Source organism: Mucilaginibacter psychrotolerans, assembly GCF_004519315.1.
Classification (GTDB): Bacteria; Bacteroidota; Bacteroidia; order Sphingobacteriales; family Sphingobacteriaceae; genus Mucilaginibacter; species Mucilaginibacter psychrotolerans.
On sequence record NZ_SOZE01000005.1, the window covers coordinates 156028 to 170522 of the forward strand.

Here is a 14495-nt window from a genome sequence, read left to right on the forward strand (position 1 = left end):
GCATTTGTAGCTATATCAAATCGAAAGCCCGGGCGTATTCTGAGAGTTCGAAATAGGTATTCGCCTGTAATTTGCTTTTGATATTACGGCGGTGGGTTTCAACAGTAGTTTCTGCAATAAAAAGTTCGGCGGCAACTTCGGCAGCGCTTTTTCCAAGGGCGGTTAAGCGCAGCACCTCTCTTTCGCGAAGGGTGAGCCGACTGAATGTCTTAAAGTTCTTTCGCAGGAAATTATTCTCCTGCAATAGCCGTTCGGCCTTAGTAGCCATATGGTGCATAGCATCTACAGGAATTGCCAGGCCAATCAGCAAACGGGGTCTACCATCAGCATCCCGGCTAAAAATCTTTAAACTGGATAAATGCCAGTGCCAGTTATCGCTCCCGGCAAAACGCACCTGCTGAAAAAAAGAAATTAGCTCTTCATCGCTGTTGCGACTCATGAAATCAAACAGCTTAGGTGCGTAATCCTGGGCATCCTCGTCGTTAAAATATCTTCGGTGATACTCTTCCGTAGTTATCAATGCTATTTCCTCCATGCTGGTATTCAGCAGGGTAAGTCCTCTTGGCGATAAGTAAGCCACAAAACCATCCACTATATCGTGAATGATGACTACGGCGGGTAGTTGCTCAAACACAGGTATATATGCTTCTACTTTGGCTTTAAGGTGATCGGGCAGTTTAGGATTAATAGCTAGCATTTACAGGGGACGTTGTAAGCACATAAATATAAGGTATAACATGCAAATAACAAAGGAGTCACTTAACCTTTAAGATAATTTCTTTAAAAATAAAGTAAGTGAGTCCTTATTTTTTTCTAAAGTCCCGGTATCAGGTATGCTATTAACATGAGGATGAACAATGGCAACAAAATCCACCATTGTACCCGCCTGCTGTAACCAGACACGAAAGCGCTGCTATAATCCTTCCACCTTGCGCGCCCGTGGCTTTGATGAGCACAACCGAGACACTTAATCAGAAAGCGCCGATGATGATCTTTGTCCGTTTCAACCTGGGTTTATGCTTTCTTCAAGGTTTGCTTCCGCAGCAAATTGATCACCACGTAAGCCCCGACCATAGCCGGGAAAAACAACAGGAACGAGCGTTGAAGCAAGGTAAATATAGGCAACAAGGTAGCCGGAATAATGGTACCGAACAGCTTGGATATCAGCACCTCGGCAAAGCCGCTGCCACCCGGGCTGGGCGCAAAATAAATACCGAACTGGATAATCACCTGGAAAGCGATCACCTGCACCAGGTTGGCATTTACACCCAGGCCCATCAATATAACCCATTGCAGGCAATATTTATTGAGGTATAAAAGCGTAGTTATCAGCAAACTTAAGGGGAACAAAAACGGATGCTGGCGTATGATAACGCTGCAGGTTTGCTGGTATTTGCTGATACTGGCAAACGAGTGCTCTGCCCAATGGCTTAGTTTCTCTTTACGTTTCGGGAACACCTTTGAGAGACCATTCGCGATTTTTTTGATAATCATCCCAACCCAAAGCGGTTTCCAGAAAGCCAGGATAAAGGCCGCCAGGAACAGCAGGAAGAAGGTAAAGCCAAACTTAAGCATCTGCGGAACAAAGCTGCTAACACTGCTGGTATCCATGAGCATAATAGCCACAAAACCAGCCAGCGGCATAAATATCAGCGTGGCACCCAGGTTAATGAGGCTGATGGCAAAGGAATCTATAAAACTAACGCCATTGCTGGTGTACACGAATATTTGGGCCGGGCCCGCACCCCCGTGGGCCGGCGTAACCGCCCCCATAAACATATTGGCCACGTTTGCCCTAAAACTTACCCAGTGCGAAACGGAAGGTGCCAGTTTACGCACATAGATATGATTTCGCCAGCTGCCCAATTGCAGATCTACAAACAGCATCACAAAACAAATGGCGATATACTTATAGGAGATATGCTGAAGTGCCTTTACGGTATCACCGGTATTGTTGTAAAAGAATATGCCGGCAATGGTAATAACGGTTATCAACGCGAACCAAAGGGCTCCTTTAATGATAACGTTTTTGTTGAATACCTTATTTATCTCCTGCTTATCTTCCTTAATCGCTTCCTGATCAGTCATTTGTATAGGCTAATTTTCTCTCTTTGAAATTAAAACAATGGTTCGCCTTCAGATTTTTCGGGCGTGATGCCTTTCCATTTCAGAATGGTATCGAACAGGTCGGCGGTACGTGCGGGTTTGGTGCCCCAACCCTTTTGGTTATAAATCATCGGTACATGGATGTGCTGGCGATGCAGCGAACCATGCGATCCCACGTGCTCGGGGTATTCCCAAAAATCGCGCAAATCGTAACCCACTGTGGCGCTTATCACAATATCTCCGGCCCTGCGGCTTTGGAATAATTGATATATCTGGAATATAGCGTCCGGGTAATCCGTTTCGAAGGTTGCTTCCAAAATGGCGCGATGGCCCGTCGCTTCAACCTTGCCGCCATACTTCAGTACATCTGTAGTTATCGGCTCGTAGGTGAATACATCGTTTCTAACCGATATTTTGGCCTTGCCATTACGATTATGAGTGATGAACGTCTGCTCGTCGTCGCCGCGGTAAATGGCAAAATCTACAGCGTCTTCTTTGATCAGTTTCTCCAGGCGTTCGCTGCCCATTATCTTTACTATTTCGGCTTCGCGCAGCACGTGGTCGCCCTCATGATCCAACAGGTGTATGCTACCGAAGGAGTTTCCCGATATCATTACTGCCGATTTGGGCTTGCGTCGCCAGATAACCGGGTAATAAACAGATTTAAGACCGTTGTTGGTCATCCAGTCGCCCAGATCTAGGTGTTTAGTCGTTGGCGTAAGGCCATGGTCGGATGTCATCACAAAGAGGGTATCGTCCCACCAGCCTTTGCTTTCGAGTTTAGCGCGAACAGTACCCAGGCTTCGGTCTACAATACGATAAGCCTCTATGGTGCGCTCATCGCGGATGTGGTGATAGTGCGAATCCCAGTCAACGCTGGGGAAAACCGCGAAGAGGAAATCAAAATCCTTGCCGCTCTCCAGCATCTCCATAATGCGGGCGTGGCCCTGCAAATCTACCGGGTGGTGTATTTGTTTAAAATGTGCCTTGGTGTACAGCATACCCTTGCCTTTTTTGCCCAGATCGTATTCATCGGGCACATTGCGGGTTATCATATTGTACATGTTGTACGATTCGCCCATTAACTCGAACAGTGTGGGTTTATCAGGATGCATATCCGTATTGAACCAGGCAGCCTCTGGTCCGCAATAGCTGCGCATGGCATTCTTGTTCCAACGGGTGCGTTTGAATTCTTTTTTGTCGAACCAGCGGATGCCGGTAATATCCTGCGTGCCGGGGAAATGGCCGGTTAAAAACGGGAGGTACGCCGGACCGGTAGTACTTGGGAAACAGGTAGTGGCTTTTCGGTAAGTGCCTTCGTCTATTATCCTTTTTATATTGGGGAGTATTCCCTGCGCTAACAGTTCGGGGAGTACTTCACTATGGGCGCCGTCTACCAGATAAAACAGCACTCTTTTTTTACTTTGCATTAAAATCAATTATGTTAACAACCATCAACATTGACTAAATGCAGTTTTTAGTCAATTGCGCAAAGGTAATTTAATTTAACAACAGTAAAATGCAGTATTAACAATGTAACTGATAAATAACCATTGCATGCTGATAATTTTTTGTTAAAATTGCGATTGTTTAGAATCATTATTGATTGAAGCGACTGGTTGCCATATTGCTCATCAGCATCCACCTGTTCAACGCCGGCGGGTATATGCTGGTGCAACAATACCAGGTTTACCGCACAGATAAGCGTATGAACGAACTTATCAGCCAAAACCTGTACAATCCAAACGCGCTGATAGAAGTAAAGATTGCCCAGCACCTCCCCGGCATAACCGAAACCTGGGGCGACTATAAAAACATCGACGGGCAGGTACAACTCAAAAACGCCTGCTACAACTACGTAAAGCTAAAGGTAACCCGCGATACGCTTTACCTGATGGTGATACAGAACTACGAAAAAACCAAACTGATAGGCAAAAACATCATCTACGCCAAACAGATAAACGATATCCCCCAAGGCAATAAAGACCATGATGCCTCTATAAAGAAAGGCGGACTTGATGGGAAATACAGCCTCCCGGTACTTACTTACCAGTTTGCATCATTTAAGGATATCGCGCCTTTAACCATTAAGCCTGTGCAAAACGGCTTAATCCATCCATTTATCCCAGTAGCAGGCCAACCACCCGAGTATTTGGCTTAAATCCCCCATTTAAAGCAGCTATTTAACATGCCTGCGCACCATGTTGCGGCAGGTGGCTGCTATTATACTATTTATTCAAATTTTTCATCAACGAATTACACATGAAACATTTATTTATCATGTTGCTGTTGACCGTTTTTATGGGCGGCGCAGCACAGGCACAACAAAAAACCGCCATAGACACCGTAAAGCTCGATAGCGTTATTATTAAAGAGGGCCGCAGCAAAAACCTGCCCGACCAAAGCGGCACTTACCTTTTCTCGGGCAAAAAAACCAACGTAATATACGCCGACCCGGGCAAGGCGAACCTATCGGGCAATGTGGCGCGTACTTTATTTGCGCAGGTGCCGGGCATCAATGTTTGGGAAATGGATGGCGCGGGTTTGCAGCTTAATATTGGCACCCGCGGTACCGATATGCACCGCTCTATAGAAACCAATATCCGCCAAAACGGATACAATACCAACTCGGATGTATTCGGCTATCCAGAAAATCATTACAACATGCCTTTCCAGGCTATTGGCGAGGTGCAGTATGTGCGTGGTTCGGCAGCCCTGCAATTTGGCGACCAGTTTGGCGGGATGGTTAACTTTAAAATAAAAGAACCCGATACCACCAAAACCTTCGGGCTGGAGAGCGAGCAAACCATTGGCGCTAACCGCTTTTTCAATACCTATAACGCCATTGGCGGCAAAGTGGTCAAAATTAGCTATTACGCTTACTTCGATGCCCGCAACGGCGATGGCTGGCGACCGAATTCCAAGTTCAATTACCATGCGTTTTATGCACACATCAAATACCAGTTCAACAGCAAAGGAAGCCTGGCGTTCGAGTTCTCCCGGTCTGATTATGTGCAGCAGATTGCCGGTGGCTTAACTGATGCCCAGTTTGCCCTTACCAGCCGCCAGTCGAACCGTTCGCGTAACTTCTTCAACCCGGTTATCAATATCCCGGCATTACTGTTCAACTATAATTTCAGCAAACACACCAAACTAGAGGTTACCTCACATATGCTTGCGGGCCAGCGCAACAGCGTACAATTTATTGCCACGCCAAACGTAAGCGATACGGTAAACACCGCCCTTAAAACGTATAACCCCCGCCAGGTAGACCGCGACTATTACAAAAGCTTCACTACCGAGGCGCGCCTGGCTACCAGCTACCTTTTAGGTGGCCACGTGAGTACGTTAAGCACAGGCGTGCGCTATTCTAATACCCTTACCAAACGCCTTCAAAAAGGTGTAGGCACAACCGCATCTGATTTTGATTTGAGCCTGGTGAAAGATTACGGTGTAGATACCCACCTGAAAACCGATAATTACGCCGCCTTTGTAGAGAACCTTTTCCGCATTAGCAAAAGGCTCTCTTTTACGCCGGGTGCCAGGTTAGAAGTGATCAAATCTAACCTAACCGGCCTGGTGAATAACCGTAACACGCCTATCGATTTCCGGCAGAGCCGCAACTTCCCGCTGTTTGGCGCGGGGCTGCAATACCAGGTGAGCAACAGCAGCCAGTTATATGGCAACGTTTCGCAGGCTTACCGCCCTTACTTATATGCAGCAGTAGTGCCCGCCGACCAACATACCATTGTGGACCAAAATATTAAGGATAGCCGCGGGTACGACATCGATCTTGGCTATCGCGGCCGGATTGTGCAAGTATTTACGTTTGATGTAAACGCCTTTTACGTAAAATATAACAACCGGGCCGGCACCCTCACCATAACCGATAACGCCAACGTAAAACACCTGTATTTAACCAACATAGGCAATGCAATATCTAAAGGCCTCGAGGCTTATACCGAGCTATCTTTGCTACGCGGATTCAACCTGCAATCGGGCACCGATATCATGTTGTTTAATACCCTGGCTTACACGCATGCCAGGTACGTTACGGGTGCTATCAATGTTTCGGGCGTAAACAACAGCCTGGTGGGCAATCAAATAGAGGGTACGCCAACCTGGACTAACCGCACCGGCCTAACCTTCCTCAGCGGAGCGGTAACCAGCACGGTATTGTTTAGCTACGTGGGCAAAAACTTCAGCGATGCCAATAACACCGCCTTTAACCCAACAGGTGCCAGCGGCGTGGTACCGGCCTATCATTTAATAGATTGGAGTTTCAATTACAATTTTCTTAAAAATTACCACGTAAACTTCCATATAAACAACCTGCTCAACGAGAAGTACTTCACCCGCAGGATAAACATGTACCCCGGCCCCGGCATCCTGCCAGGCGATGGCAGGTCGTTCAATGTGGGATTGGGGGTAAAGATATAGGCGCTAGCCCCCGGCCTCCGCTGATTAGCGGAGGAGCCATTGAAATGCAAAAAGCCCGTCTGAATTTTTCAGATGGGTTTTTCTATGAATTAAATTCCGCATGATATTTGTTATATTTGTTATGAACTTTAAAAGAGAATATCATGACAACGCTAACTATTAGCATCCCTGACGACAGTTCAGATATCATATCTGATATAACCTCGTTGGTAAAAAATGCAGGTGGAGAAATATCGATTTCTTCTGATGAGGGATTAAGTGAGCAAGAAATGGACTTACTAAAATCCTCTTATAAAGAGGCCTTGCTAATTAAGGATGGCAAACTAAAAGGCATCCCGGCATCCGAATTGTGGAATGACTAATACCGTAATTGTTTCGCATTCTTTTAAGCGGGAAGTGAAGCCTTTAGCCAAAAAGTATCATACCCTTAAAGATTCTGTAGATAAACTAATAAACGATTTGATTGAAAATCCTTATCTAGGAGAGTCTTACGGAAAAAACATTTACAAAGTACGGCTGGCAGACCCGAGTAAAGGGAAAGGCAAGAGTGGCGGTTTCAGGGTGATGTATTACCATCTGAATATTTCAGAAGATGGAATAGACGTTTTGTTAATGACGATTTTTAACAAATCGGAAATGTCAACAATTAAAAAAGCAGAAGCAGACAAGATTTTAAAGGACGTGTTATCAGAACATAAAAGAGAAAACAATTAAGGCACTTAATTAGGTAATATTGTGTCTTTTTGAGTTTTGTGTCAGGAGTTCTTCCTGCTGATTCTATGCCCTAGCTGTTAAGCATATTTCTTCACTACCGCAGCCAAATCATTCAAATCAAACGGTTTTTTGAGGTAACCATCTGCAAGGCCGGCTTCGGCAACTTCTGCAATATTGCTTACGGCTGATACGATAATTACCGGTATATGGCTGGTTGCAGGGTCGTTTTTTAAGCCCCTGCTTATTTGCTGCCCGTTGGCATCGCTGCTCCAATCGGTAAGCCAGTTATCCAGCAGGATAACATCGGGGGCGTGTTCGTTTAGCTGCTTCAGTATACGGGCATTATCAGACGATACCACCACGTAACCTTCGTCTTCCAAGGCAAGCGTAACGGCATCCCTTATATCCTTATCATCCTCAATAACTAAAACTTTCTTAGCCATAATCTTAACCCTGTAATAATGTTAATTTCGCAGGCTCGCATTCAACGCCCTGGTATATTTAACAATAGCGCACATAATTTGTTTATTACGACAGGAAAAAAAACCGTTGATTTTAATGATTACGTTGATTCCGCTGATGATGTCCTCCGGGAATTTAGAATTGACTTACAGGGTCGCGAACAAACAGCCACCGCATCCTACAAAAACACGGCTAACCGTAAACTGCCCACTGCAAACTGCCAACTACTTATCCGGCAATCCCATCCAAATTGAAGCAGTTGCGGCAACGGGGTTCGTAACTTTCTTTTTCGCCTAGCAGTACCTGGCTTTCATCGGGTACCAGGCGGTATGAGTTTAGCGCAGGGCTGCCGCATTTTACGCATACGGCATGTAGTTTGGTTACTGATTCGGCCATAGCCATGAGTTCGGGCATCGAGCCAAAGGGGCGGCCCTTAAAATCCATATCCAAACCGGCTACTATCACGCGTACGCCGCTATTGGCCAGCTTGCTTACTACGTGCGGCAGATCGTCATCAAAAAATTGCGCTTCATCAATACCAACCACCTGTACATGCGCTGCAAGTGGTAATATGGCTGATGCATTGTCGACAGCCTTAGATGGGATAGAGTTGAGGTTATGCGATACCAGGGCGCTTTTGTCATAACGGGTATCGGCCACGGGACTAAAGATTTCTACATGCACTTTGGCAATACGGGCACGGTTTACCCGCCTGATAAGTTCTTCGGTTTTGCCCGAAAACATCGACCCGCAAATTACCTCTATACTCCCGCCTACCTCGTTACGCCGCCTGAAAACTTCCTCTATATACAAATCGCAAAACTTTTGTGAGGGGCTAATATCAGAATTTTATCCTATTTTTGATTAGCATTTTTCCTAACATAATAGCAATGAAGCAGCAGGAAGTATTTAAAAAGATAGGCATCATTATACAGGAACTGAACGAACAGTATGAGTATCTGCAAACTACAGTAAACGACCTGAACGACCTGGAGCTGGAGCTTTTTGTTGCCAACACGCATTTTTTGAAGGACCACGCCGAGATTCTACGCAAGCTCAACGCCGTAAAAAGCCAGCCGGCACCCAAAACCAGTATTAAAGACGAGCCCAAATGGTTTGAACCTATGGTGCAGCCCGTAAAACCCGCCATTGCACCTTTTAAATTTGACACGCCCAAGCCTGTAAACAACGACGGTATACAGTTTGAGATAGTGCAGCCCAAAGATGAACTGCAATTTGAACAACCTGAACCTATTGAAGAGCCTGAGCCGTTTACAGACCTTGTTGCCGATGCGCCGGAATTGGAGGAAGAACCCGAAACTATTCGCCACGAACTATTACTGGATGAAGCAGATAATTTTGAGGATGAAGAAGAAGGCCAAAGCCAGGACGAAACTTTGCTAACGCCTGTAGCGGAAATAGAAGAAGAAGCTGAAGAAGAAGAACCTGAGGCAGAAGAAGAAGCAATTGAGGAGGAAGAAGAATGGGAGCCAACTGTGGCTGAAGTTGAACCAAAACCTTTGATTGAAGAAATACCCGAACCCGTTGCTGAGGCCATTGAGCCCGAACCGGTAATTGAAGAGAAAGAAGATACACCTTTGGTGCCTGAGTTTACACTGTTTAACGAGCCGAAGAAAAACGGCAACAAGGCTTTGGCCGAAAGTATGGAGGATATACAGGTAGAGAGCCTGATGCCAACAACCAAAAGCAAAAAAGCCGGGGAAGAAAAAGAAGCTGAGCCGGTGCTTACCCTTAACCAACGCCTATCAGCACAGAAGAAAGAAATTAAACCCGAGTCTGTTGAAGTTTTAGAGCCACTGGCCGATATCAAATCTGCCATTACACTCAACGACAAGTTGCTTTTTGTGAAGGACCTGTTTAAAGGCTACAATTTGGCTTATACCGAAGCAATAGAAATTGTAAACCGCTTCACTACCTTTGAAGAAGCCGACCGCTTTTTGCAGAACAATTATGTAACCAAAAACAATTGGGAAGGCAAAAAGGAAACCTCGGATAAGTTTTATGCTTTGCTCAGGAGGCGTTACGCGTAAATAGCCACTCCCTATCCGTGGATAACCCCCATACGGTTGCTATCCAGCTTAAGCAGTATAAAAAGGAGGATGGTGAAGCTAAGCAATGATGACCCACCATAACTGATGAAGGGTAGCGGAATACCAATCACCGGCATTACCCCAATGGCCATAGCTATATTGATAAGCACGTGGAAGAAAATAATTGAGGCCACGCCATACCCGTAAATACGCGAGAACGGCGCACGCTGCCGCTCGGCTATATGCACAATACGCAACAACAAGAACAAATACAGGCCCAATACCACCACCGAGCCCGCGAAACCCCACTCCTCGCCTATGGTACAGAAAATAAAATCGGTGCTTTGTGCCGGTACAAAAGCATATTTGGTTTGTGTACCCTGCAGGTATCCTTTACCCCATGCCCCGCCCGAGCCGATGGCTATTTTGGCCTGGTTCTGGTTGTAGCCAACGCCTTTAATATCTCTGGTAAGGCCCAATACCACATCTATTCGCTTACGCTGATGCGGCTTTAAACCATGCTCGTACAAGGGCTTCACGCCAAACACGAAGGCTATGCTGATGGCCGCCCCAATGATTACTTTAAATATCAACGGCCGATTCCTTTTGATGGTTAGCGATATGAGTACGGTTGCAATAACGATTACTGCAACCACATAAGCACTGGGGAAAAGCAGCGAGGTAATGAAAAGCGTAACCAGCAAGCCTACTACAATAAGAAAATAAGGCGACAAACCCTCGCGGTATAAAACGAATACCAACGAGCAAAACACGAGCGTGGAGCCGTCGTCGGGCTGCATCTTAATAAGCACCATGGGCAGCAGGATAATACCCCCTGCTATGATGAAACTCTTTGGATCGGTTACTTTGACGTTGGTTGCGCTGAGGTATCGCGCCAGTAACAAACACGTCGCAAATTTGGCAAATTCAGAAGGTTGCAGCCTAAAGCCGCCGCCCATATCTATCCAGGCCTGGTTACCGCCCACATTGTGGCCCACTACCAACACCAGCAGTAGCAGCAACACGGTAGTTACGTAAAAAAAGGGGGCAAGGGCTGATAAGAAGCGGCTCTCGAGCAACAGTATCAACATAGCCAGCACAATAGCCACTACAATATAAATAAACTGTTTGCCGTAGCGGGTATCGGTATCTATAATACTGGGCTTGTTCTCATCATACACTGCTGCATGTATATTGAACCAGCCGATAACGCACAACGTGATGAACAGGAAAACCGTTAGCCAGTCTACATTAGAAAAAAAGCTGCTGCGCTGATTGCTGTTATTCATTGTCCTTTCGTTTTGGCAGCATAGCTGTTGGTTGGCTTAAGGGTTGTTTGCCCTTAGGTGCGCCGGGTACCTGCTGGTTCGCAGCAGCCTTAAGTTTAAGTTTGCTTAGCGAATCTACCTGCGCCTTCTTGAGGCTATCAACGTGCCGCTGACGTTTTTCCGTAGCTGTAAGCACAACGGGCGGAAGCAGGTTAGCATTCATATAATACTCGGGGAAGATGCCCGACGCACGTGTTGAAATCTTGCCGGTTAAGTACTTTTCTACGATGAAGCTGGCGATAGGTGCAGCCCATGTTGCGCCCTGGCCAGATTTCTCCACTATCACCGCTATGGCAATCTTAGGATTATCTCGCGGGGCAAACGCCACGAACACCGAGTTATCTTTTTGGTTTGTTATTTGCGCTGTACCAGTCTTACCACACATAACAATACCGGGTATTTTTGAGCCATTGGCGGTACCCACATCCACCACCTGCTGCATGCCATCTATTGCATACCGAAAATAACCCGAATCTACCCCTACATAATTACGTACCGTATATTCCTTCTTAATAATGCGCTTATCGCCTATGGCCTTGATGAGATGGGGCTTGTAGTAAAAGCCTCGATTAGCAATAATGGCTTCTATATTGGCTAATTGAAGGGGCGTAGCAGATAACTCGCCCTGCCCTATACCAAGAGAAATAACCGTACTGGAGCGCCAACCGCCTTTACGGTACATTTTGTCATAATAATCGGCCTTGGGCAAAAGCCCCCTGCTCTCGCCGGGCAAATCAAGATCAAGCCGGGTGCCGAGGCCAAATTTAGCCACGTTGTTGCGCCATGCTCCGTAACCCGTATCAACGTTACGCGTTCCAAAGCGGTTCACTAATTTCTCGAACACCATGTCAAAATAACCGTTGCAGGAGTGCGCAATAGCGGAGCTAAGATTCACCGCACCATGCACCTCGTGATGGAAGCAGGGTATGCGGCGATTACCCGCCTGGTAATAGCCCGGGCACACATAAACAGTCTGTGGCGTTATCATCCCCTCCTGCATAGCTATCAAAGCACTCAGCGGCTTAAACGACGAGCCGGGCGGATAAAGCGCCTGCACAGGTCTCACGAAGAATGGTTTGTAGGGATCTTTATATAATGCCGCCGCGTTGTTGCCACGTTGTTTGCCTACCAACAAGTTAGGGTCATAGGTGGGGCTGCTAACAAAGCAGAGAATCTCGCCGGTGGAGGGCTCTATGGCAACAATGCTACCTATCTTATTGCGCATCAGTTCCTCGCCAAGCTTTTGTATGGTCATATCTAATGACGATACTAACTTTTCTCCCGCTACTGCCACGGTATCGAACGCGCCATTGGCGTAAGAGCCTTTGGGCTGATTACGCGAATCGACCATCTTATTGAGCACACCACGTTGCCCACGCAATACGGTTTCGTAAGATCTTTCTACGCCGCTGATGCCGATGTAGTCGCCCGGACTATAGTACCCGCCCGAACGTTTGATAATGGGATCGGTAACCTCGCCTATATAGCCTAAAAACTGCGCAGCGGCAGAATCGGGATAAGAACGCACAGGCCGCTGTTGCGGGAAAAAGCCAACGAACTCTGAGAGGCGTTCCTGAAAAGTGGCATACAGCTGCGGCGATAGCTGTTTCTCGAAAACCGAGGCCCGGTATGGCGAATACTTACGCGCTTTGGCCATGCGTTTATCGTAGCCTGCCTTATCTATACCCAGCAGCTTGCAGAATTCAATGGTATCAAACGGTGTTACCTGTTTTGGTATCACCATAATATCATAGATGATATCGCTCTGCACCATAATCTTGCCGTTCCTATCCAGGATGGGGCCACGGGCAGGATATTGTATCATCTTGCGGATCACGTTCTGACTGGCGTAGAGGGCATAGCGGTCATCCACCACCTGTATGTAAAACAGGCGGCCCAGTAATAGCAAAATAAAAGCGATGAAAATACCGGCGATTATATACCGCCGCTCAAAAAAACTGTTCATTAACGCTGTTTTCTTCTGAAAAATAACAAGCCCGAAACGACCATCAAAAATACGGTAAATATTGAACTCGATATCCAGCGTATTAGTGTGTACTCGAATTCATTTATCCTAAAAACCTCCAGGTTGAACAGTACGAAGTGATGCACCAGCGTAAGCACCGAGGCGTAGAAGAAAAACCAGCGGAACCCCATAATACTTAGGGTTGGCTCGGGTTCATTATCAAAACCATCCTTCTGCACGGTTATACTGATGAAAAGCACGCGCACCAGGGCGAGCACCGTACAGGCCGCAGCATGCAGCCCCGGCGTATCGTAAAACATGTCGATAGTGAGCCCCACCACAAACGACAGGATAAACAACATTACGTTGGGTATCTCGAAAGGCAGCAGCAGTATAAAAAGGATATACAGGTATGGGATGCTCAAATCGTATAGCGCAACATTCTTCAGCAAGAAAACCTGCAGGAAGATGAGCAAAACGAAACGCACCAGGTTGATCAGGATTACCCTACTCATCTTTCTTCTCCTGGGCCTCCAATCCCGTTTGCTCGGTAGCAAACTTGTTGTTTATTACGTAAACGTATTCCAGCTTACTGAAATCTACGGCCAGTTGCACTTCCATCTTCAGGAAGAAGCCTGTGCCTTTAGCGTTGAGGCCGCTTACTTTACCTACAGGGATCCCCGCCGGGAAAAGCGATAACTGCGAAGTTACCACCTGCTCGCCTACTTTTGGCGATGCGTTGTTAGATACATCCTCCAGCAGGGCCTTGTGCGGATCAAAATCTTCGCCCCATTGCAGGTAGCCAATTTCTTTATGGGTAGCCAGCATAACGCTGAAACGCGAATCTTTATGCAGCATCGACTGCACGATAGAAACATGCTCGCCTACCAGCACTACTTTGCCCACTATCCCCGCGCCGGTTATTACGCCCATGCCCTTATCAAGGCCGTCTTTTCTGCCACGGTTGATGGTAAGATAATTATTCCGCTTGTTAACCGAGTTGTTGATAACCTTGGCTTCTATATACTCGTATTGTTGTTTGTAAATGGTATCGTTCACCATGTGTTTGGCAACCGAATCTGCGTATTTAGAGGAGCGTAGCTGGTTACGAAGCTCGGCGTTTTCGCGGGCCAATTGGTCGTTTACCTCGCGTAAAGAAAGGTAGCCTTTTAGCTCGTCGGCTCTGGCGTAGAACTCGCTGGTAACCTTGTTGGTGCTGTTGATGAAGCTGGCCTTTTGGAAGGAGTTGTATTTGATATAAATAACCAGCGATGCAACAAAAAAAATGAGAAACAAAAAGAATGCGTTGTACTTAGTGATAAATATCAGGAGGTTACGCATCTACTTAAAAATTGGAGTTTAGAATTAAGAGTCAAGAACCAAGAGACAAGACAGGATTTCCTTTTCTTCTTGATTCTTGGTTCTTAT

General features: G+C 46.5%; 14 protein-coding genes. 5 read left to right on the plus strand and 9 right to left on the minus strand.

Annotation, left to right across the window (positions count from 1 at the left end; all coding sequences use genetic code 11):
- Positions 1-10 precede the first annotated feature (10 nt).
- The 3 genes from E2R66_RS07520 to E2R66_RS07530 all read right to left on the minus strand — a co-directional run bounded on the left by E2R66_RS07520 (position 11) and on the right by E2R66_RS07530 (position 3536).
- On the minus strand, positions 11-697 hold the full coding sequence (locus E2R66_RS07520) for a PAS and helix-turn-helix domain-containing protein (protein WP_133228188.1): 687 nt from the start codon (positions 695-697) through the stop codon (positions 11-13).
- 317 nt (positions 698-1014) lie between these two features.
- On the minus strand, positions 1015-2088 hold the full coding sequence (locus E2R66_RS07525) for a lysylphosphatidylglycerol synthase transmembrane domain-containing protein (RefSeq protein WP_133228186.1): 1074 nt from the start codon (positions 2086-2088) through the stop codon (positions 1015-1017).
- A gap of 29 nt (positions 2089-2117) precedes the next feature.
- A complete protein-coding gene (locus E2R66_RS07530; protein WP_133228184.1) occupies positions 2118-3536 on the minus strand; it encodes an alkaline phosphatase family protein in 1419 nt (472 codons plus the stop codon).
- A gap of 176 nt (positions 3537-3712) precedes the next feature.
- Between E2R66_RS07530 and E2R66_RS07535 the strand changes: the two genes are divergently transcribed.
- The 4 genes from E2R66_RS07535 to E2R66_RS07550 all read left to right on the plus strand — a co-directional run bounded on the left by E2R66_RS07535 (position 3713) and on the right by E2R66_RS07550 (position 7260).
- Positions 3713-4267 (plus strand): hypothetical protein, encoded by a 555-nt coding sequence (locus tag E2R66_RS07535; protein ID WP_133228182.1) that lies wholly within the window; start codon positions 3713-3715, stop codon positions 4265-4267.
- 101 nt (positions 4268-4368) lie between these two features.
- Entirely contained in the window at positions 4369-6546 is a 2178-nt protein-coding gene (locus E2R66_RS07540) for a TonB-dependent receptor family protein (RefSeq protein ID WP_133228180.1), read from the plus strand.
- A gap of 143 nt (positions 6547-6689) precedes the next feature.
- On the plus strand, positions 6690-6908 hold the full coding sequence (locus E2R66_RS07545; RefSeq protein WP_133228179.1) for a hypothetical protein: 219 nt from the start codon (positions 6690-6692) through the stop codon (positions 6906-6908).
- The gene (locus E2R66_RS07550) at positions 6901-7260 is read left to right on the plus strand and encodes a type II toxin-antitoxin system RelE/ParE family toxin (RefSeq protein ID WP_133228177.1); all 360 of its coding nucleotides are present in this window, start codon (positions 6901-6903) and stop codon (positions 7258-7260) included. Before E2R66_RS07545 ends, E2R66_RS07550 begins: the two co-directional genes overlap by 8 nt.
- Positions 7261-7337: 77 nt before the next feature.
- Here the strand turns inward: E2R66_RS07550 and E2R66_RS07555 are convergent, their stop codons facing one another.
- Positions 7338-7703 carry a response regulator gene (locus tag E2R66_RS07555; protein WP_133228175.1) on the minus strand — a complete coding sequence of 122 codons (366 nt, stop codon included), beginning with the start codon at positions 7701-7703 and terminating at the stop codon, positions 7338-7340.
- Positions 7704-7950: 247 nt separating this feature from the next.
- Entirely contained in the window at positions 7951-8535 is a 585-nt protein-coding gene (locus tag E2R66_RS07560; protein WP_133228173.1) for a thymidine kinase, read from the minus strand.
- 77 nt (positions 8536-8612) lie between these two features.
- Here E2R66_RS07560 and E2R66_RS07565 point away from each other — a divergent pair, with 77 nt between their 5' ends.
- The gene (locus E2R66_RS07565; RefSeq protein ID WP_133228171.1) at positions 8613-9773 is read left to right on the plus strand and encodes a hypothetical protein; all 1161 of its coding nucleotides are present in this window, start codon (positions 8613-8615) and stop codon (positions 9771-9773) included.
- Positions 9774-9784: 11 nt separating this feature from the next.
- Here E2R66_RS07565 and rodA read toward each other — a convergent pair whose 3' ends face one another.
- From rodA to mreC, 4 genes are read right to left on the minus strand one after another with little or no spacing between them, the layout of a single operon-like run.
- Positions 9785-11062, minus strand: coding sequence for a rod shape-determining protein RodA (gene rodA, locus E2R66_RS07570; RefSeq protein WP_133228169.1), 1278 nt, complete (start codon positions 11060-11062; stop codon positions 9785-9787).
- A complete protein-coding gene (gene mrdA, locus E2R66_RS07575) occupies positions 11055-13067 on the minus strand; it encodes a penicillin-binding protein 2 (RefSeq protein WP_133228167.1) in 2013 nt (670 codons plus the stop codon). The genes rodA and mrdA overlap by 8 nt, the downstream gene beginning before the upstream one ends.
- Positions 13067-13582, minus strand: a complete 516-nt coding sequence (locus E2R66_RS07580) for a rod shape-determining protein MreD (protein ID WP_133228165.1) — start codon at positions 13580-13582, stop codon at positions 13067-13069. Before E2R66_RS07580 ends, mrdA begins: the two co-directional genes overlap by 1 nt.
- Positions 13575-14408 carry a rod shape-determining protein MreC gene (gene mreC / locus E2R66_RS07585; protein ID WP_133228163.1) on the minus strand — a complete coding sequence of 278 codons (834 nt, stop codon included), beginning with the start codon at positions 14406-14408 and terminating at the stop codon, positions 13575-13577. Before mreC ends, E2R66_RS07580 begins: the two co-directional genes overlap by 8 nt.
- Between the last annotated feature and the right edge of the window lie 87 nt (positions 14409-14495).